Below are 18,604 nucleotides of genomic sequence, written 5' to 3' on the forward strand. Positions count from 1 at the left end.
ACGGCGCCCGATTGGCACTGCCGACCGGTCCACTGCGCGTCTAGCGTCGGCGGTATGACGATCGCCGGTGCGACGAGGACCGCCCGAGGACGCCTGCTCGTGCTCGCCCAGTTGAGCAACTCGGTCGGGGACGGCGCCTACTACACGACGTCGGCGCTGTACTTCACGCAGGTCGTAGGCCTCGCGCCCGCGCGCGTGGGGCTCGGGCTGACCCTGGGGTGGGCGTTCGGTTCACTGGCCGGTGTGCCGTTGGGGCGGCTCGCGGACCGGCGCGGGGCGCGCGGTACGGCGGTGCTGCTGGCGCTGGCGACCGGGCTCGCGGTGGCGGCCTTCACCGTCGTCCGCGGGTTCGTGCCGTTCGTCCTGGTGGCGTGCGGGTACGCGGCCGCGCAGTCGGGGCTCGCGGCGGCGCGGCAGGCGCTGCTGGCGGGGCTGGTGCCCGCCGGGGAGCGCACAGGGCTGCTCGCCCGCCTGCAGTCGACGCTGAACGCCGGGCTCGCGGTGGGCGCCGGGCTCGGGGGGCTCGCCCTGCACGCCGGGACGCGGGAGGCGTATACCGGGGTGTTCGTGGTGGACGCGGTGAGTTTCCTGGTGTGCGCGCTGCTGCTGGCGGGGTTGCCCCGGGTGGCGCGTGCCGTGCGGGTACCCGCGCGTGCCCGAGCAAGTGTCCTGCGCGACCGGCCGTACACGGTCGTGGCGCTGCTCAACACCGTGCTGCTGCTGCGGTTGCCGCTGCTGAGTCTGGTGCTGCCGCTGTGGATCGTCGAGCGGACCGGGGCACCGGCCTGGCTGGTGTCGGCGCTGTTCGTGCTGAACACGGCCGTGGTGACGGTGTTCCAGGTGCGGACGGCGCGCGGGGTGACCGGGCTGGACAGCGCCCTGCGCGCGGTGCGGCGGGCGGGGTGGGTGATGTGCGCGGCGTGCGTCGTGTTCGCGCTGTCCGCGGGGGCGTCGGCGTGGGTGGCCGCGGGGGTGCTGGTGGCGGGGGCGGTGTTGCAGGTGGTCGCGGAGATGGGACAGTCGGCGGGGGCCTGGCAGCTCTCCTTCGACCTGGCCCCGGCCGACCGCGTCGGCGAGTACCAGGGCCTGTTCGGCACGGGCGTCACGCTGGCCCGCACCCTCGGCCCGCTGGTACTGACCTGGCTGCTGGTGGAAGGGGGACCACCCGGCTGGCTGCTGCTGGGCGCGGTGACGGTGACGGCGTCACACGCGCTGAGCCCGGCAACCCGACGGGCGGCCACCACACCCCAACAGCAGCCGGCAACACCGTAGCTGCGGGCAGTCGTACCCCGGGGCCGAGGCCGGGCGGACGCACCGCACCCCGCCCGCGCGCGAACAGCACCGTAGCTGCGGGCAGTCGTACCCCGGGCCAACCCGGGCAGACACACCGCACCCGCCCGCGCCGGCGACCAACACCACAGCTGCGGGCAGTCGTGCCTCTGGGGCGGCACGGGTGGACGCACCGCACCCCGCCTGTGCGCGAACAGCACCTTAGCTGCGGGCAGTCGTGCCGCTGGGGCGGCACGGGTGGGCGCAGCGGCACCCCGCGCGCGCGGGCGAGCGACACCCACCCGGCCCCGGCCCCTCACGCCGGGCGCCCGTCACGCCATCGGACCCGGCCCTCGTAGCGGGCCGCTGTCACGTCACCGGACCCGGCGCCCGCGTACCGGGAACCCGGGTGGCTCCCGCGCCGACGACCGGCAGGGAGTCCGCGAACAGCGCCCCCGCCAGCAACCCGGCACTGCCCCGCGGACTCCACGCCCGCTCGTGCAGATCGGCGTCGAGGGCGGCGAGCGCCTCGCGGCCCGCCGCCGTGGCGGTGCCGCCCGCCTCCAGGACGCCGCGGGCGCCCGCCTGCACGTGCCGCAGGCCCAAGGGCCCGGCGGTGTAGAGGAGTTCGGAGTCCTGGAGGGTGGACATCACGGTGAGCAGGGCGTCCAGCCGCGCCTCCGCCTCGCCCGCCCCGGCCGAGCGCGCCTTGGCCAGGGCGTCCAGGGCCCTCCGTACGTGCGGGAACCCGGCGCGGGCCTCGCCCCGGGCGCCCGCGGCGCCGTACTTGGCGGAGACGGTCGAGCCGCGGGACGGCCGTCGCGGGGCGCCCCGGTCGGGGTGCGCCGCGATCCGCTTGGCGGCCTGGGCGACCTCGGCGCCCCGCGCGCGCGGGTTGAGCGCGGCTGCCGCGACCAGCAGGCCGAGTGTCCACAGCGCGCCCCGGTGCCCGCCGCCGGCCAGGCCCACCGAGTGCTCGACGCACCGTCCGATCGCGCCGAGTTCGGCGCGCAGCCGGGGCGTGGGTTCGCCGGTGCGGCGGGCGGCGGCGGCCATCGCCGCAAGGCCTGGTGCGAGCGCCTTGGCCGACCAGCGCAGCCCGCAGTGGTCTCTGCGGGTGACGCGGGCGTCCAGGTCACGGGGGTCGGGCAGGCCCGGCTTGGGAGCCAGGGCCAGTTGACCGGTGAGCGCGGCCACGGCGGCCTGCGCGAGCACGTCGTCCTCACGGCGCGTCATGGACTCGCCTACGAGGACGCGGAGGCCGTGGGGGCGTCGCTCGGCGGGGTGCCCGTCGGCGCGTCGCCCGGGGGAGTACCGCCGTCGCCGCCACCGCTGCCGCTGCCCGCGCCGGTGTTCTCGGCGTCCGGGTCGATGCCGAGGGTGAGGGAACCCTTGTAGCCCTTGGACGGGTCGGCCTTGTGGACGGCCTTGAGGGTCAGCAGACCGCTGGAGGCGCCGCCGCCGTCGTAGACCATGTCGTTGTCGAGGGTGGTGTAGCTGCCGGAGTGCCGGGAGTAGGGCTCCAGGGCGAAGATCTCCTCGGCGACGGCGTCGTCGAAGAAGAACTGGCCGGTGTAGTTGACCTTGCCGCCCTCGTAGGTGCCGTCCTCCTTCTCGCCGCCGGTGTGCACCTTGACGTGGATGTGGCAGGTGCGGGGCGTGTACCAGCCGGGGAAGATCGTCTCGAACTTGACGACCCCGTTGGCGTTGGCGATCTGGTAGCCGCGCAGGTAGGTGCTGTCGTCGGCGGTGGAGCCGTCCTCGCTCTCGGCGGGGGCCGAGCCGCCGGGGTTGGCGGTGGTGTAGCCGGAGTAGTAGCCCCAGGCGTCGCAGTGCCAGATCTCGACGGCGGCGCCCTTGACCGGGGTGCAGCCGTCGGTGGCGTCGACGACGGTGAGGCGCAGGGTCAGCGGTACGCCGCTCTTGCCCTCGGTGATGTCCTTGCGCACCAAGGCACCGTCGAGGTAGTAGGGCCCTTCCGTGACACTGCTCATCAGTGTCATGCACGCGCTGGCGGTCGAGGTGGCGTCCGCGGTCGCCCCGGCCTCCGTGCCGGTGTCGGCGAACGCCGACTGGTAGCCCGCCACGGCGAGTCCGCCGGCCGCGACCGTCCCGCCCGTCACCGCGAGAGCGCGGCGCCGGGTGATCCTGGTGTCCTTGTGGTTTCCCGTCATGACCAGGAAGTTAGGAACGCAGCCCATCAACGGGCTGGAAGAACGCTGAGAGGAAGCTGTGAGTGCTGAGGAACCTGAAGTTCCGTGCCTCTCACGGGTTCTGAGGGACCGTCACACGGCCATCAGCGGGGCGTCCTTGCGCCACTTCAGGATCTTGTCGAAGCTGACCACCGCTCCCGCGCGCCCCGGCTTGTTGCCGATGTGGACGTGGTCGGCGAGCTCCTGGATGAGGAAGAGGCCCCGGCCCTGCTCGGCGTCGGTGCTCGTGCGCACCGGTACGGGGGCGGGCCGTTCACCGGTGAAGCCGGGCCCCGAGTCGGCGACCTCGATACGGCACTTCTCGCCGTCGAGGTAGGCGGTGACCCGGTACGCCTCCGAGGAGCCGCCGTGCGCGGTGTCCCCGCCGTGCTCGACGGCGTTGGCACAGGCCTCGCTCAGGGCGACGGACAGGTCGTAGCTGACGTCGGGATCGACCCCGGCCGTCTCCATGGCGCCGAGCAGCAGACGGCGGGCGAGCGGAACGCTCGCGGCTTCGCGCCGCAGATGGAGTGACCACCAGATGCTCATGCTCCAGCCTCCTGGCCGCGGCTCGACATACCGATACGTATTGCCGCCCCGGCGGGTATGTAAGCGCGAATTCGACGTGATGCCGCCCATATGGGGGATGCACGGATGACCGGAATCGGTGTATGTGGGGCGCAGGAGGCATCAGCCGCACCAGTCTTACCAGAAGGGGATCTTCCGCATCGTAGGGAGGTGGACCGCATCTTGCGGACCTGCCGTACGGCGGCCGTCGGGCCAGTGCGATGATGAGCCCGCCATGACTGCCCCCCACCAGCGCGCGGCGCGCCCCCGAAGCGAGCGCTGCGGCGCGCGCTCCGGACGCGAGGTCCGACTGCTGCGGGCCGCGGTGTTCACCGCGGTCTGCGTCGTGCTGGCCGCGGCGGGGCACACCCTGGCCTCCTGCGCCACGGTTCCGCTGTGGACGCTCGGAGCCGGCTTCCTGGGCGCTCTCGCGGTCGTGCTGCCGCTCGCCGGGCGCGAGCGTTCGCTGCCGGGCGTCGTGGCGCTGCTCGCCGTCGGACAGACGGTGCTGCACACGCTGTTCGGGCTCGGGCAGCACACCGCCGCCGCGTCCACCGCGGCCGCCTCGATGCCCGCGTCCGACGCCGCGCTCGTCGCGCGGGCGGCCCGGCTGGCCTGCGGGGCGACGGCGGCGGCGATCAGTCCCGCCCAGGCCCGGAAGATCCTGACCGACGCCCGGCTCCTCGGCGGCACCGGCGGTACGGACATGAGCGGGATGAGCGGCATGGGCTCCATGCACCATCCCGCGGACGCGCTGACCACCACCGGCTCGTCGATGTCCCTGCTGCCGTCCCTGCCCATGCTGCTCGGCCATCTCCTCGCGGCCCTCGCCGCGGGCTGGCTGCTGCGGCGCGGCGACTCGGCACTGCGGCGGCTGATCGAACTGTCGGCGCACGGCGTCGCCGAGGGGGCACTCGTACGGTCCCTGCGCGGGGCGCTCGCGCTGGTGCGCGCCCTGCTCGCGGGGCTGCCGGCCACGCCGGAGGCGGGCCCGCGCGCCCCGCGCACCGCCCTTCTCCCGCTCCCGGTGCCCCGGACCACCGCACTCCAGCACACGGTGACCAGACGCGGCCCGCCGGCCGTACCCGCCCTCGTCCTCGCTGCCTGACACGACCCGACCAGCACTCCGCGCTCCGTACTCCGTACGTCACGTGGGAGGCGTGGCCGCCGTCGTGCGGCACGCGCGCGTGCGCCCGGCCCGCCGGTCTCCTCCGGCCCGCCGCGCACGCCTCCCACCGTCAGACCTCACTCGGAGTGGAGTGCTCCCTGCCATGAAGGCCTCTCGTATCGCCGCCGCCGCCGCTGTCGCCGGTTCCGCCGTCCTCGCGCTGTCCTCACCCGCCCTGGCGCACGTCAGCGTGCAGCCGGACGGCACGGCCGCCAAGGGCGGGTACGCCCTCGTCAACTTCCGCGTCCCCAACGAGCGCGACGACGCCTCGACCACCAAGCTCGAGGTCACCTTCCCGACCGACCACCCGCTGGCCTCAGTGATGCCGGAGAAGATCGACGGCTGGAAGGCCACCGTCACCAAGAGCAAGCTCGACAAGCCGCTCGAGGTGCACGGCCGGCAGATCTCCGAAGCCGTCACCAAGGTCACCTGGACCGCCGACGGCAAGGGCATCGAGCCCGGCTACATCCAGCGGTTCCCGGTCTCCATGGGCGCGCTGCCCGACGACGCCGACGAACTCGTCTTCAAGGCGGTCCAGACGTACTCCAACAAGGAGGTCGTGCGCTGGATCGAGGTGCAGGAGGACGGCGCGGAGGAACCGGAGAACCCGGCGCCCGTGCTCGCCCTGGCGGACGCCTCCGAGGACGACCACCACGGCGGTGCGGCCGCCGAGGACGCCTCCGACGAGTCCTCCGACGACGCCGAGGCCGCCGCCTCGACGACCGAGGCCGCCTCCGACTCCGGCGGCACCGACACCACCGCCCGTGTCCTCGGCGTGGTCGGCATCGTCGTCGGCGCCGCGGGCGTGGCCTACGGCGTGCTCGCCGGCCGCCGCCGGACGACGTCCGACGCCTGACCCACCCCGCTCCGCCACCGCACGCACCGGGGCACGTGCACCCGCACGGACGCGCACGACCCCGGTGCGTGCCGGAGTTCACACATCTGGGACATTTCTCTATGCGCAAGAAGACGTTCGCCGCGGCCGCGCTGCTCGCCGCCGCCACCCTCACCCTCTCCGCGTGCGGCAGCGGGGACGGCGGCGCCGGCTCCGTCGCCGCCGTCTCCGAGGAGACCGGCAAGCAGCAGGCCGCGACCGTGCTCGACCAGCCCTTCACCAAGCCGGACCTGGTCCTCACCGACACCCGCGGCACCTCGTACGACCTCCGCAAGGAGACCAAGGGCCACCCCACGCTGGTCTACTTCGGCTACACCAACTGCCCGGACGTCTGCCCGCTGACGATGAACAACATCGCCGTCGCCAAGAAGCAGCTGTCCAAGGCGGACCAGGACGAGCTGCGCGTGGTGTTCGTCACCACCGACCCCGACCGGGACACCCCGGCCGCGCTCGGCAAGTGGCTCAAGGGCATCGACCCCCAGGTCGTCGGCCTCACCGGCAAGTTCGCCACCATCCAGGCCGCCGCCCGCACCCTCGGCATCTCCGTCGAGGCGCCGCACAAGGACAAGAACGGCAAGATCGTCTCCACCCACGGCACCCAGGTCATCGCCTTCTCCCCGAAGACCGACGGCGGCTACCTGCTGTACGGCGAGGGCGCCACGGTCGACGACTACACCAAGGACCTGCCGAAGATCATCAAGGGGCAGACCCCGTGAAGTGCCGAGCAACGCACCACCCCGTGAAACCGGGGACCCGCGGCAGGCACCTCGCCGTGCCCGCCGCCGTGGCCACCGGGGCGCTGCTGCTGGCGGGCTGCGGCTCGGGCCCGGACGGCGAGGCCGAGCTGTCCGTCCGGTCCGCCTACATGCCGCAGCCGGTCTCGGACACCATGGCCGCGGGCTTCCTCACCGTCGTCAACACGGGCGGCGCCAAGGACGAGCTCACCTCCGTCACCAGTGCCGCCGCGGGCAGCGTCACCCTCCACGAGACCGTCGGTTCCTCGATGGAGGAGGTCACCTCCCTCGACGTCCCCGCGCACGGTCAACTCGTGTTCAAGAGCGGTGGGAACCACCTGATGTTCGAGAAGCTGAAGAGCAGGCCGGTGCAGGGCGAGAAGGTGACCGTCGAACTGCACTTCGCCGAGTCCGGCCCGGTCACGGTCGAGATCCCGGTGAAGTCCGCCACGTACACCCCGAAGACCGGCCACTGAGGGAGGGACCACCTTGACGCAGACCATCGCCCCCCGCGTCCGGATGCTCGTGCTGCTGTTCCTGGCGGTCACCGCGGCGCTGCTCGCCGGTGCCGGACCGGCCTCCGCGCACGCCGCACTGACCGGCAGCGACCCCGCGCAGGGGGTGGTGGTCGACAAGGCGCCCACCCAGGTGACGCTGACCTTCTCCGAGAGCGTCTCGCTGAACGACGACTCGCTGCGCGTCCTCGACCCCAAGGGCGCCCGCGTCGACAGCGGCAAGGCAGCTCACACGAGCGGCACCTCGTACGCGGTGCCGCTGCACTCGGGCCTGCCGGACGGCACGTACACCGTGACCTATCAGGTGGTGTCCGCCGACAGCCACCCCGTCGCCGGCGCCTACACCTTCTCCATCGGCTCCCCCTCCGAAACCAGCGTCTCGGTGTCCGACCAGGAGGCGGGCGGCGGGGTCGTCGGCGGGCTGTACGGTTTCGGCCGTTACGTGTCGTACGCCGGTTTCATCGTGATGACGGGCGGGGCCGCCTTCGTGCTGGCCTGCTGGCAGCGCGGCACCGGCGTACGGGCGCTGCAGCGGCTGGTGGTCTCCGGCTGGCTCGCGATGACCGCGGCCACCCTGTTCCTGCTGCTCCTGCGCGGCTCCTACACCGGATCCGGCACGTTCGGCGACGTCTTCGACCTGGCGCTGCTCGGGCAGGTGCTGCAGACCAAGACGGGCGCGGCCCTCGTCTCCCGGCTGCTGCTGCTGGCCGCGGCCGCGCTGTTCATCGCCGTCCTCTTCGGTGCCTACGACAAGCGGGAGGACGAGGAGAAGCGCGACCTGAGGTTCGGCCTCGCGGTCGGCGGAACCGTCGTGGCCGCCGGGCTCGCCGCGAGCTGGGCCATGGCCGAGCACGCCTCGACGGGGCTGCAGCCCGGCATCGCGATGCCGGTCGACGTCCTCCATCTGCTGGCGGTCGCCAGCTGGCTGGGCGGCCTCACCGCGCTCCTCGTGGCCCTCTACCGGGCGCCCGCGGAGCGGCCTGTCGAGATCACCGCGGTCCACCGCTTCTCCCAGGTCGCCTTCGGCAGCGTCATCGCCCTGATCGCGACCGGCGTCTACCAGTCCTGGCGCCAGCTCGGCTCCTGGTCGGCCTTCACCGAGACCCGCTACGGGCAGCTGCTCCTCGTGAAGATCGGCCTGGTGGCCCTGCTCGTCGGCATCGCCTGGATCTCCCGGCGGTGGACCGCACGGCTGGCGGACACCACGGTCGCCCCGGAGGAGGCCGGGAAGGAGCAGCCCGCCAAGGAGCACGCGCCCGTGGCCGCGGGCGCCGGCGACTCCCAGCGTGCCGCCCAGCTCGCCCGGCAGCGGGCCGCCGTCGACGCGGCCCGCGAGAAGCGGCTGCGGGACGGCGACCCGAACCGCTTCGGTCTGCGCCGCTCGGTGCTCGCCGAGGCCGGCGTCGCCGTCGTGCTCCTCGCCGTCACCACCGCGCTCACCTCGACGGAGCCCGGCCGTACGGAGCTGGAGGCCGCCAAGGCCGCCTCGGCGTCGTCCGCTTCCTCCTCGTCCTCCTCGTCGGACTCCACCTCGGGCGCCCTGACCCTGGACATGTCCTTCGACACCGGCGGCGCCGACGGCAAGGGCGTCGTCAGCGTCGACCTCGACCCGGCCCGCACCGGCGCCAACGAGATGCACGTCTATGTGACCCGGCCCAACGGACGCGCCTTCGACGTCCCCGAGGTCAAGGTCGCCTTCACCCTCGACACCAAGGACATCGGGCCGCTGCCCGTCGCCCCCGACCACATCACCACCGGCCACTGGGCGGCGACCGGAGTGCAGATCCCCATGGCCGGCGAATGGAAGATCGCCGTGACCGTGCGGACCTCCGACATCGACCAGGTGACCGTCTCCAAGAACGCGCAGATCGGCTGAACCGCACCATGCCCGACCAGACACTCCCCGAGGCCCCCACCCCCCGGTCCGCCTCCGCCGAGCCTCCGTCCGCCGAGGGCCCGACGCGTCTCACGCGACGCAAGCTGCTCGGTACCGCAGGCGCCACCGGGCTGGTGCTCGGGGCGGCGGGAGCGGCCGCCGGCTATGCGGCGGCGCCCGCGCAGGCGACCCCGCTGTCCTCGATCGGGGCGGGCCAGGCGCCGTTTCACGTGAAACATCAGCCCGGCATCACCCAGGGCCTCCAGGCCCGCGGGCACCTGGTGGCCTTCGACCTCGCGGCCGGCGCGGGCCGCAAGGAAGCCGCCGCGCTGCTGCGCCGCTGGTCCGAGTCGGCCCGCCGGCTGATGGCGGGCGAGGCGGCCCCGAACGACGACACGGACGTCGCCCGGGACGCCGGCCCGTCCTCGCTGACGATCACCTTCGGCTTCGGCAACAGCTTCTTCGCCCGCACCGGCCTGGAGAAGCAGCGCCCGGTCGCCCTGGATCCGCTGCCGGACTTCTCCTCCGACCACCTCGACAAGGCCCGCAGCAACGGCGACCTGTGGGTGCAGATCGGTGCGGACGACGCCCTGGTCGCCTTCCATGCCCTGCGCGCGATCCAGAAGGACGCGGGCAGCGCGGCGAAGGTCCGCTGGCAGATGAACGGCTTCAACCGCACGCCGGGCGCCACCGCCCACCCCATGACGGCCCGCAACCTGATGGGTCAGATGGACGGCACCCGCAATCCCAAGCCGGCGGACTCCGACTTCGACGAGCGCATCTTCGTCCCGGCGAAGAGCACGAAGGACCCCGCCTGGATGGCGAACGGCTCCTACGCCGTCGTCCGCCGGATCCGCATGCTCCTCGACGACTGGGAGAAACTGTCGCTCACCGCGCAGGAGCAGGTGATCGGGCGCCGCAAGTCCAACGGGGCACCGCTGTCCGGGGGCGGTGAGACGACCGAGATGGACCTGGAGAAGACGGACGCGAACGGCGATCTGGTCGTCCCGATCAACGCGCACGCCCGCATCACCCGGCCCGACCAGAACGGCGGCGCGGCCATGTTGCGGCGGCCCTTCTCCTACCACGACGGCATCGACGCGGACGGCACTCCCGACGCGGGCCTGCTCTTCATCTGCTGGCAGGCGGACCCGCTGCGCGGCTTCGTCACCGTGCAGCGCAAGCTGGACCGCGGGGACGCCCTGTCGAAGTACATCCGCCACGAGTCCAGCGGCCTCTTCGCGGTGCCGGGCGGGGCGGCGGAGGGCGAGTACGTGGGGCAGGCGTTGCTGGAGGGGTGAGCCGGGAGGCCGGAGGGATGCGCGGGGAGAGTGCGGCGGGTGGGATGCGGGCGTAGCGCGGCAGGCAGGGTGTGCGGGCAGGAGTGGGTGATCGGGCCGGCTGCTGCGGTCTGGTCCATCGCTTCCTTCCGGGGTTACGCGGATTCATTCCTGCGAGGGGCGCTCGTGAGACACGGGGGCCCGGTCGCACAAGGGCCATTAGGGTGAGGTCATGCCAGCGAGCTATGCGTACCTCGGCCCCGAGGGCACCTTCACGGAGGTCGCCCTGCGCACGCTTCCGGAGACCGCCACCCGGCAGCTGATTCCCTATGTGTCCGTGCAGTCCGCGCTCGACGCGGTGCGCGGCGGCGAGGCCGAGGCCGCGTTCGTGCCGATCGAGAACTCCGTCGAGGGCGGCATCACCACCACCCTGGACGAACTGGTCGCGGGCAGGCCGCTGATGATCTACCGCGAGGTGCTGCTGTCGATCACCTTCGCGCTGCTGGTCCGGCCCGGCACGACCCTGTCGGACATCAAGACGGTCTCGGCGCATCCGGCCGCCCAGCCGCAGGTCCGCAACTGGCTGAAGGCCCACCTCCCCGACGCCGTCTGGGAGTCGGCCGCCTCGAACGCGGACGCCGCCCGCCTGGTCCAGGAAGGCCGCTACGACGCCGCCTTCGCGGGCGAGTTCGCCGCGGCCCGGTACGGCCTGGAGGCCCTGGAGACCGGGATCCACGACGCCGAGAACGCCCAGACCCGGTTCGTGCTGGTGGGCCGGCCCGCCCGGCCCGCGGCGCCGACCGGCGCGGACAAGACCTCGGTGGTGCTGTGGCAGCGCGACGACCACCCCGGCGGGCTGCGCGACCTGCTGGGCGAGTTCGCCACCCGGGGCATCAACCTCATGGTGCTGCAGTCCCGGCCGACCGGCGCCGGTATCGGCAACTACTGCTTCTGCATCGACGCCGAGGGCCACATCTCCGACCGCCGGGTGGCGGACGCGCTGATGGGGCTGAAGCGGATCTGCCGCGATGTGCGCTTCCTCGGCTCGTACCCGCGCGCCGATGTGACGGTGGCGGACGTACCGGCTCCGCTGACCGGGACCTCGGACGGGGAGTTCGTCGCGGCGGCGGACTGGGTGGCGCGCTGCCAGGACGGCCGGTTCTAGACCGCCCCGGGTCCGGTGCAGACCTGTCCTACCTGCATATCTTCGTTATCCACAGGAGTTATCCACAGGTGGGCTTCTCGACCTGGGGACAAGTCGACAACAAAGGGCCGTCCGGTCGACAAATCGCCCTGAGCGGGCCCAGTGCGCCCACAGCCGCGCACATCACTCTTCGTCCACCCGTTTCCTTCGATCAATCCTTTGGGGCGACCCATTTCCACTCGAAAGTGGAGGTGGAGCGGGTTTGAAACAGGAATTCCTCGCTCCGCGACCCCGCCTCGGAATGATCCATTCCGATGTCCACAGACCTTTCGCACACCCTGTGGATAACTCACTCGGGGTGTGGATGCCTGTGGACAACCGAGCCCCCAAGTCCCGCACACCGCAAGGAGATCGAGTCAATGCGACGCCCGTCACATGCCCCGTCCCAGGGAGTGAGACACCTTTCCTTGACACGCTCGGCAATTCCCTCATAACGGAACGTAAGCCGCGATTCGCAGTGATCGGCGCGCGGTTCGGAATAGTGAGTCGTGAGCCGCAAGCGCGCACCGGTAGCCTTGACCGCGTGATTGACCTTCGCCTGCTCCGTGAGGACCCCGACCGTGTGCGCGCGTCCCAGCGCGCCCGTGGAGAGGACGTCGCGCTCGTCGACGCTCTCCTGTCTGCCGACGAGCGGCGCAGGTCGTCCGGCGTCCGCTTCGACGAGCTGCGCGCCGAGCAGAAGGCGCTCGGCAAGCTGATCCCCAAGGCCTCCGCCGACGAGAAGGCCGAGCTGCTCAAGCGAGCCGAGCAGCTCAAGGCCGACGTCAAGGCGGCCGACGCCGAGAGCAACGCGGCCGACGCCGAGACCCAGGAGCTCCTCCTCCAGCTCGGCAACCTCGTGCACCCGGACGTGCCCGTGGGCGGCGAGGAGGACTTCGTCACCCGTGAGACGCACGGCACCATCCGCGACTTCGGCGCCGAGGGCTTCGAGCCCAAGGACCACCTGGAGCTCGGCCAGCTGCTCGGCGCGATCGACGTCGAGCGCGGCGCCAAGGTCTCCGGCTCCCGCTTCTACTTCCTGACCGGTGTCGGCGCCCTGCTGGAGCTGGCCCTGGTCAACGCGGCGATCGCCCAGGCCACGGCGGCCGGCTTCACCCCGATGCTCACCCCGGCCCTGGTCCGCCCCCAGTCGATGGCGGGCACCGGCTTCCTCGGCCAGGCGGCCCAGGACGTCTACCACCTCGACAAGGACGACCTGTACCTGGTCGGCACCTCCGAGGTCCCCCTCGCCGCGTACCACATGGACGAGATCATCGACGCGGACCGTCTGCCGCTGCGCTACGCAGGTTTCTCCCCCTGCTTCCGCCGCGAGGCGGGCTCGCACGGCAAGGACACCAAGGGCATCTTCCGCGTCCACCAGTTCGACAAGGTCGAGATGTTCTCCTACGTCTCCCCCGAGGACTCGGAGGCCGAGCACCAGCGCCTGCTGGAGTGGGAGAAGCAGTGGCTGACCTCGCTGGAGCTGCCGTTCCGCGTGATCGACGTCGCCACAGGTGACCTCGGCGCCTCGGCCGCCCGCAAGTTCGACTGCGAGGCGTGGATCCCGACGCAGGGCAAGTACCGCGAGCTGACCTCGACCTCGGACTGCACCGAGTTCCAGTCCCGCCGGCTGTCGATCCGCGTCCGCGAGGGCAAGCAGGTCCGCCCGCTGGCCACGCTCAACGGCACGCTCTGCGCCGTCCCGCGCACGATCGTGGCGATCCTCGAGAACCACCAGCAGGCCGACGGTTCCGTGCGCGTGCCCGAGGTGCTGCGCCCGTACCTCGGCGGCCGGGAGGTCCTGGAGCCCGTCGCCAAGTGAGTACCGGGTTTCCGTACAAGCTGATCGCGACCGACCTCGACGGAACGCTGTTGCGTTCCGACGAGTCGGTCTCGCAGCGCACCCGTGACGCGCTCGCCGCCGCCACCGCGGCGGGCGCGGCGCACATCGTCGTCACGGGCCGCGGGGTCCCCTGGACCCGGCACATCCTCGACGACCTCGGCTACGACGGCCTCGCCGTCTGCGGCCAGGGCGCCCAGGTCTACGACGCCGGCGCGCACCGCCTGCTGACGTCGGTGACCCTGGACCGGCAGCTGGCCGGGGTGGCCCTCGCGAAGATCGAGGCGGAGGTCGGCCCGCTGTACCTGGCGGCGAGCCGGGACGGGCTGGACGGCGACGTGCTGGTCGGCCCCGGCTACGCGGTCACCGGCAGACTGCCCTCGACCCCCTTCACGGACGCGTCCGACCTGTGGACGGCACCGCTGAGCAAGATCTACATACAGCATCCGACGCTGACGGACGACGAGCTCGCGGAAGCCTCCCACCGGGCCGCGGGCGGCTTCGTCACCGTCGCGATGGCCGGGGAGGGCATCGTGGAACTCCTCCCGCTGGGCCTCTCCAAGGCCACGGGACTCTCCCTGGCGGCCCGCCGCCTGGGGGTGAAGGCCGCGGAGACGATCGCCTTCGGCGACATGCCCAACGACATCCCGATGTTCGCCTGGGCGTCCCGGGGCGTGGCCATGGCCAACGCCCACGAGCAGTTGAAGGCGGTCGCGGACGAGGTGACGTCCTCCAACGAGGAGGACGGGATCGCGGTGGTGGTGGAGCGACTGCTGGGCTAGGGATCGCCGCAGGCGATCCCTGGGCGCGGGGAACTGCGCGACCGGCCAGGACGCTCCCGCATCCGTGCGGCCACCTGGTCGGTCACGCCCCAGTCCCAGTGACAACGTCTCGCGGAGGATGCACGGATCGAACGTGCGCGAGGTGTGACCCCCGACCACGGTTTAGCAAACCGGTGCCTTACCACTCGGCCAATCCTCCGGGTGGGCGGCCCACGCGAGAGCGACATCGCGTGCTCGAAGCGGCCGCCCCGGGCAGCTCCCCGTGCGACACAGGCTCCACGGAGGGGTAACTACTCCGAAGCCCGCCGCCGGCTGCCCTGTCGGGAGCTGGACGTACTGCCGTGCATGGACATCGCCCCGCTCCTCTCCCCGTTCGTGGTGGACGACAACCACTCTGCCCGGCGGACGAGTTGGGCGCCACCGAATAAAACAGCCGCGCTAACGGCGGCGCCACCTGCGGCGGCGGGCCTTGCTGAAGAACCATCCGGCGGGCGGCTCGTCGGAACGCCAGGGCTGGGGCTCGGGTTCCTCCGCCCGCCAGCGTGCGGCGAGCATCCGGGCCCGGGCGGACGGCTCGGACGTCTCGGCGGCGCGGATGAACTCCTCGTCCAGGACGAGGTCTTCCCAGACCTCGTCCCCGGAGCGTCCGCGACCGTCGCTGACCGGTATGTCGTCCGCCATCCCGTCCTCCCTGGCCGTATCCGCTTCGCCCAGTGTGCCCGGAGGGGGATGAAATCCCCGTCAAGAACGGTCCGCCCTCCGGGAAGCCCGCCTACTCCTCGCCCGCCAGCGTCAGCGACCGCAGCTTCTGCCCCGCGTACCAGGTGGCGAGGACGGTCACCGCGACCAGGAACACCGTCGCCGTCGTCAGTCCGACGTCCGAGGTGACCAGGTCCCCGCCGGCCACCTTGTGGGCGACGGCCAGCGACCACTGCTGGACGCTGAGGGTGCGCGCGCCCGGCACCAGGGAGCCGAACAGGGCCTCCCAGACGAGGGCGTAGACGAGGCCGAAGACCACCGCGTGCCGCGACACCGTGCCCAGCAGCAGGAACAGTGCCGCGTAGGCGATGGAGGAGACCAGCGCCGCGACCGTGTAGGCCACCGCGATCTGCTGGCCGTTGCCGTTGAGGATGAACCCGGCGATCAGCGTCGGCAGGGCCGAGAACACCATCGTCACCGCTATCGCGACGATCAGCTTGGTGAAGATGATCGTCGGCCGCTTCAGCGGCTTGGACAGCAGATAGACCACGGAGCCGTCGTCGATCTCCGGGCCGATCGCGCCGGTGCCGGCGATGACGCCGATGATCGGCACCATCGTGGCCAGCGCGAGCCCGCCCAGCAGGTCGGACGCGGTCTGGTCGTCGGCGCCGGCCAGGGCGCGCACGACCAGGGAGATCACGATCAGCAGCAGGGGCAGGGCGCCCAGAATGAGGGCCCGACGCCGGCCGAGCAGGGCCCGGTAGGTGAGCCGGGCGACTGTGGGGTCGTACATCGTGGGCCTCCTACGCCGCGACCAGGTACGAGAACACGGACTCGAGGGACTCGTCGGACGGCGAGACCGTCAGCAGCCGGATGCCGTGGTCCTTGGCGACCCTCGGCAGCAGCGTCGTGAAGCGGCCGAAGTCGACGGCCTGGATGCGCAACGCACCCTCGGCCAGGTCGACTTCGATGCCGGCGGTGGACGGGTCGGCGATCAGCGCGGCCGCGAGGGCGCGGTCGTCGCTGGAGCGCACCAGATAGCGGTGCGGGCGGTCGGTCATCAGCCGGCGGATCTTGCGGAAGTCGCCGCTGGCCGCGTGCCGTCCGGCGACCACGACCTCGATGTGCCAGGCGAGTTGTTCGACCTCTTCGAGGATGTGGGAGGAGAACAGCACGGTGCGGCCCTCGTCGCCCATACGCCGCAGCAGGTCCATGAGCTGCATGCGCTGGCGCGGGTCCATGCCGTTGAAGGGCTCGTCGAGCAGGAGCAGCGACGGCTCGTGCACGAGAGCGCTGGCCATCTTCACGCGCTGGCGCATGCCCTTGGAGTAGGTCGCGATCTTGCGGTCCTGCGCGTACTCCATCTCGACCGTGGCCAGGGCGCGTTGGGCGGCCTTGTCGCCCAGGCCGTGCAACTCGGCGTTGGCGACGACGAACTCGCGGCCGGTGAGGAAGTCGTACATCGCCTCGCGCTCGGGGACGATGCCGATGTGCCGGTAGATCGCTTCGTTGCGCCAGACGGGCTGTCCGTCGAGCGTGACCGTGCCGGTGGAGGGGGCCAGGAAGCCGCCCATCATGTTGATGAGGGTCGACTTTCCGGCGCCGTTGGGGCCGAGCAGGCCGGTGACTCCAGGGCCGATGGTCATGGTGATGTCGTTGACGGCGACCACGTTGCCGAACCAGCGGGAGACGTGGTCGATGCTGAGCGTGGTCACAGGCCCACCTTCCGGTAGCGGCGCGTCAGGAGGCCGTAGCAGGCCGCGATCAGCCCGAGGGCGACGAGGACGTAGACGGCGCCCTCACTGGTGGACGGGCCTATGGCCCCCGGGAAGGCGGAGCTCGCGCCGAGGAACGCGGACTGCACGCCGTCGATGAGCGTGACCGGTGAGAACAGGCCGATCCAGGGGATCGCGCCGGTGCTGTTCTGGGCCTCGGCGATGGCCTGGAGCGTGGAGACCGCGCCGTAGGAGATGGTCAGGACGGCGATGACAGCCGCGATGCCGAAGCCCCGTCGGGGGGTCACCGAGGCGATGACCAGGCCGATGCCGGCGAAGAGCAGCGAGAGCAGTGCCACGGAGACGAGTCCCTGCGCGAATCCCTTGGTCTGGTCGGCGAAGTCGAGCTTGGCCAGCAGCGCGCCGATGTAGAGCACCAGCAGGGGGGCGGCGGTGAGGATGAACAGCGCCGAGGCCAGCGCCGCGTACTTGGCGCGTACGTAGTCCGCGGTCTCGATGGGCCGCGAGAAGTACAGCGGGACCGTCTTGAAGCGCAGGTCGCGGGAGACGGACTGGGGCGCCTGCGAGGCGACGTAGAGGCTGATGACGGCCTGCATGACGATCGCGTAGCGCGTGTAGTCCAGGGGGAGTTCCTTGGACTTCGTGGCGACCGCGACGGCGACCATGATGGCCGCGGGCACGCACATCACCACGAACAGCAGCATGGGCAGCACCTTGGACTTCACCGAGCGGCCGAGGCCGTAGGCGCCGCGCAGGGACTGCGAGTACAGGGAGCGGCGGGCGTAGGCGCGTCCGAGGCGGGGGCCGTCGTAGCTGCGGTAGCCGATGTTGTGGATGCGGGTCTGGTCCCCCGAGGGGGTCGTGACGGGGTGCTCAACCGCCATGGCCGACGGCCTCCTTCCTTGTCGTGTCGCTGTCCTTGAAGACCTCGGAGATGTGGTGTCTGCGCTGTTCCATGCGGACCAGGCCGAGGCCGAGGTCGGCGACCACGTCCCGGACGACGTCGTAGGTGTCCTCGCCCTGGGCGGTCAGCAGCAGGATGTGGCCGGCGCCCGGCAGGCCGCCGCCGGAGTCCAGGACGTCCACCCCGCGCGCGTGGAGCGCCTCCCGCACCGCGCGGGTGCCGTCCGGGTGGTCGTCGGTGTCGGTGACCTCGATCGCCAGGGTGGTCGTGGTCTGAGTGAAGTCGGTGGTGGAGCTGGAGCGCAGGAGCTTGCCGCCGTCGACCACCACGACGTGGTCGCAGGTGCGCTCCAGTTCGCCCAGGAGGTGGGAGGTGACCAGGACCGAGATGCCGAAGTCGGTGTGGATGCGGCGGATCAGGCCGAGCATCTCGTCGCGGCCGACCGGGTCGAGGCCGTTGGTCGGCTCGTCGAGGAAGACCAGCTGCGGGTCGTGCACCAGCGCCTGGGCGAGCTTGACGCGCTGCTTCATGCCGGTGGAGTAACCGCCCATGGGGCGGTAGCGCTCCTCGTACAGCCCGACATGGCGCAGGGTGTCCGCGGTGCGCTCGCGCGCGGCGGTGGGCGGCAGGCCGGACATGCGGGCCATGTGCACGACGAACTCGGTGGCCGAGACGTCGGGCGGCAGGCAGTCGTGTTCCGGCATGTAGCCCACCCGCTCGCGGATGGCGGCGCCCTTGGTGGCCACGTCGAGGCCGAGCACCTCGGCGCGGCCCTCGGTGGCGGGCGAGAGACCCAGCAGGATCTTGATGAGCGTGGACTTGCCGGCGCCGTTGGCACCGACGAGTCCTGTCACACCGGGTCCGATGTCCACGGACAGCCGGTCGAGAGCGGTCACCCGGGGGAACCGCTTGCTCAGGCTTTCGGTCGCGATCACAGTCACAGCGTCGAATGTAGTGACGCACG

Annotated in this window: 18 protein-coding genes and 1 tRNA gene; 10 read left to right on the forward strand and 9 right to left on the reverse strand. The window is 71.9% G+C overall.

Features of this window, described 5'->3' with window-relative positions; translation table 11 throughout:
• The first annotated feature begins 54 nt into the window (after nt 1-54).
• A complete protein-coding gene (locus ACFY30_RS22960; protein ID WP_390847023.1) occupies nt 55-1,272 on the forward strand; it encodes an MFS transporter in 1,218 nt (405 codons plus the stop codon).
• A gap of 366 nt (nt 1,273-1,638) precedes the next feature.
• Here ACFY30_RS22960 and ACFY30_RS22965 read toward each other — a convergent pair whose 3' ends face one another.
• From ACFY30_RS22965 to ACFY30_RS22975, 3 genes are all read right to left on the reverse strand, one after another.
• On the reverse strand, nt 1,639-2,505 hold the full coding sequence (locus tag ACFY30_RS22965; RefSeq protein ID WP_390847024.1) for a triphosphoribosyl-dephospho-CoA synthase: 867 nt from the start codon (nt 2,503-2,505) through the stop codon (nt 1,639-1,641).
• Between the two features lie 8 nt (nt 2,506-2,513).
• Nucleotides 2,514-3,443, reverse strand: coding sequence for an intradiol ring-cleavage dioxygenase (locus ACFY30_RS22970; protein WP_390847025.1), 930 nt, complete (start codon nt 3,441-3,443; stop codon nt 2,514-2,516).
• Between the two features lie 111 nt (nt 3,444-3,554).
• A complete protein-coding gene (locus tag ACFY30_RS22975; RefSeq protein ID WP_390847026.1) occupies nt 3,555-4,010 on the reverse strand; it encodes an ATP-binding protein in 456 nt (151 codons plus the stop codon).
• A gap of 253 nt (nt 4,011-4,263) precedes the next feature.
• On the opposite strand from ACFY30_RS22975, the gene ACFY30_RS22980 reads away from it, so the two are divergent.
• From ACFY30_RS22980 to ACFY30_RS23020, 9 genes are all read left to right on the forward strand, one after another.
• Complete coding sequence (locus tag ACFY30_RS22980; RefSeq protein ID WP_390847027.1) at nt 4,264-5,136, forward strand: hypothetical protein; 873 nt, start codon at nt 4,264-4,266, stop codon at nt 5,134-5,136.
• Nucleotides 5,137-5,299: 163 nt separating this feature from the next.
• Nucleotides 5,300-6,052, forward strand: coding sequence for a YcnI family protein (locus ACFY30_RS22985; RefSeq protein ID WP_390847029.1), 753 nt, complete (start codon nt 5,300-5,302; stop codon nt 6,050-6,052).
• A gap of 101 nt (nt 6,053-6,153) precedes the next feature.
• Nucleotides 6,154-6,807, forward strand: coding sequence for an SCO family protein (locus ACFY30_RS22990; RefSeq protein ID WP_390847030.1), 654 nt, complete (start codon nt 6,154-6,156; stop codon nt 6,805-6,807).
• Between the two features lie 23 nt (nt 6,808-6,830).
• Complete coding sequence (locus ACFY30_RS22995; RefSeq protein ID WP_390847031.1) at nt 6,831-7,301, forward strand: copper chaperone PCu(A)C; 471 nt, start codon at nt 6,831-6,833, stop codon at nt 7,299-7,301.
• Between the two features lie 13 nt (nt 7,302-7,314).
• A complete protein-coding gene (locus tag ACFY30_RS23000) occupies nt 7,315-9,216 on the forward strand; it encodes a copper resistance CopC/CopD family protein (protein ID WP_390847032.1) in 1,902 nt (633 codons plus the stop codon).
• A gap of 8 nt (nt 9,217-9,224) precedes the next feature.
• Nucleotides 9,225-10,517, forward strand: coding sequence for an iron uptake transporter deferrochelatase/peroxidase subunit (gene efeB / locus ACFY30_RS23005; protein ID WP_390847033.1), 1,293 nt, complete (start codon nt 9,225-9,227; stop codon nt 10,515-10,517).
• A 211-nt stretch (nt 10,518-10,728) separates the two neighbouring features.
• The gene (gene pheA, locus ACFY30_RS23010; RefSeq protein ID WP_390847034.1) at nt 10,729-11,661 is read left to right on the forward strand and encodes a prephenate dehydratase; all 933 of its coding nucleotides are present in this window, start codon (nt 10,729-10,731) and stop codon (nt 11,659-11,661) included.
• A gap of 562 nt (nt 11,662-12,223) precedes the next feature.
• A complete protein-coding gene (gene serS / locus ACFY30_RS23015) occupies nt 12,224-13,501 on the forward strand; it encodes a serine--tRNA ligase (RefSeq protein ID WP_390847035.1) in 1,278 nt (425 codons plus the stop codon).
• On the forward strand, nt 13,498-14,301 hold the full coding sequence (locus tag ACFY30_RS23020; RefSeq protein WP_390847036.1) for an HAD family hydrolase: 804 nt from the start codon (nt 13,498-13,500) through the stop codon (nt 14,299-14,301). Before serS ends, ACFY30_RS23020 begins: the two co-directional genes overlap by 4 nt.
• Nucleotides 14,302-14,413: 112 nt before the next feature.
• Here the strand turns inward: ACFY30_RS23020 and ACFY30_RS23025 are convergent.
• From ACFY30_RS23025 to ACFY30_RS23050, 6 genes are all read right to left on the reverse strand, one after another.
• Nucleotides 14,414-14,500, reverse strand: a tRNA-Ser gene (locus tag ACFY30_RS23025).
• A gap of 239 nt (nt 14,501-14,739) precedes the next feature.
• On the reverse strand, nt 14,740-14,982 hold the full coding sequence (locus ACFY30_RS23030) for a hypothetical protein (RefSeq protein ID WP_390847037.1): 243 nt from the start codon (nt 14,980-14,982) through the stop codon (nt 14,740-14,742).
• Between the two features lie 91 nt (nt 14,983-15,073).
• On the reverse strand, nt 15,074-15,793 hold the full coding sequence (locus ACFY30_RS23035) for an ABC transporter permease subunit (protein ID WP_390822908.1): 720 nt from the start codon (nt 15,791-15,793) through the stop codon (nt 15,074-15,076).
• Between the two features lie 10 nt (nt 15,794-15,803).
• Nucleotides 15,804-16,715, reverse strand: coding sequence for an ABC transporter ATP-binding protein (locus tag ACFY30_RS23040; protein ID WP_390659851.1), 912 nt, complete (start codon nt 16,713-16,715; stop codon nt 15,804-15,806).
• The gene (locus ACFY30_RS23045) at nt 16,712-17,620 is read right to left on the reverse strand and encodes an ABC transporter permease (protein WP_390847038.1); all 909 of its coding nucleotides are present in this window, start codon (nt 17,618-17,620) and stop codon (nt 16,712-16,714) included. Before ACFY30_RS23045 ends, ACFY30_RS23040 begins: the two co-directional genes overlap by 4 nt.
• Nucleotides 17,610-18,575 (reverse strand): ABC transporter ATP-binding protein, encoded by a 966-nt coding sequence (locus tag ACFY30_RS23050; protein ID WP_390847039.1) that lies wholly within the window; start codon nt 18,573-18,575, stop codon nt 17,610-17,612. The genes ACFY30_RS23045 and ACFY30_RS23050 overlap by 11 nt, the downstream gene beginning before the upstream one ends.
• Between the last annotated feature and the right edge of the window lie 29 nt (nt 18,576-18,604).

Source organism: Streptomyces sp. NPDC000345, assembly GCF_042898825.1.
In the GTDB taxonomy this organism is placed as follows: Bacteria; Actinomycetota; Actinomycetes; order Streptomycetales; family Streptomycetaceae; genus Streptomyces.

What these genes read in the sequence shown, in the direction of transcription:
- ACFY30_RS23030 (WP_390847037.1), bottom strand. Translation starts at nt 14,982, where the DNA reads ATGGCGGACGACATACCGGTCAGCGACGGTCGCGGACGCTCCGGGGAC.
- efeB (WP_390847033.1), top strand. Translation starts at nt 9,225, where the DNA reads ATGCCCGACCAGACACTCCCCGAGGCCCCCACCCCCCGGTCCGCCTCC.
- ACFY30_RS23035 (WP_390822908.1), bottom strand. Translation starts at nt 15,793, where the DNA reads ATGTACGACCCCACAGTCGCCCGGCTCACCTACCGGGCCCTGCTCGGC.
- ACFY30_RS22990 (WP_390847030.1), top strand. Translation starts at nt 6,154, where the DNA reads ATGCGCAAGAAGACGTTCGCCGCGGCCGCGCTGCTCGCCGCCGCCACC.
- ACFY30_RS22965 (WP_390847024.1), bottom strand. Translation starts at nt 2,505, where the DNA reads ATGACGCGCCGTGAGGACGACGTGCTCGCGCAGGCCGCCGTGGCCGCG.
- ACFY30_RS22970 (WP_390847025.1), bottom strand. Translation starts at nt 3,443, where the DNA reads ATGACGGGAAACCACAAGGACACCAGGATCACCCGGCGCCGCGCTCTC.
- ACFY30_RS22975 (WP_390847026.1), bottom strand. Translation starts at nt 4,010, where the DNA reads ATGAGCATCTGGTGGTCACTCCATCTGCGGCGCGAAGCCGCGAGCGTT.
- pheA (WP_390847034.1), top strand. Translation starts at nt 10,729, where the DNA reads ATGCCAGCGAGCTATGCGTACCTCGGCCCCGAGGGCACCTTCACGGAG.
- ACFY30_RS22960 (WP_390847023.1), top strand. Translation starts at nt 55, where the DNA reads ATGACGATCGCCGGTGCGACGAGGACCGCCCGAGGACGCCTGCTCGTG.
- ACFY30_RS22980 (WP_390847027.1), top strand. Translation starts at nt 4,264, where the DNA reads ATGACTGCCCCCCACCAGCGCGCGGCGCGCCCCCGAAGCGAGCGCTGC.
- ACFY30_RS22985 (WP_390847029.1), top strand. Translation starts at nt 5,300, where the DNA reads ATGAAGGCCTCTCGTATCGCCGCCGCCGCCGCTGTCGCCGGTTCCGCC.
- ACFY30_RS23045 (WP_390847038.1), bottom strand. Translation starts at nt 17,620, where the DNA reads ATGGCGGTTGAGCACCCCGTCACGACCCCCTCGGGGGACCAGACCCGC.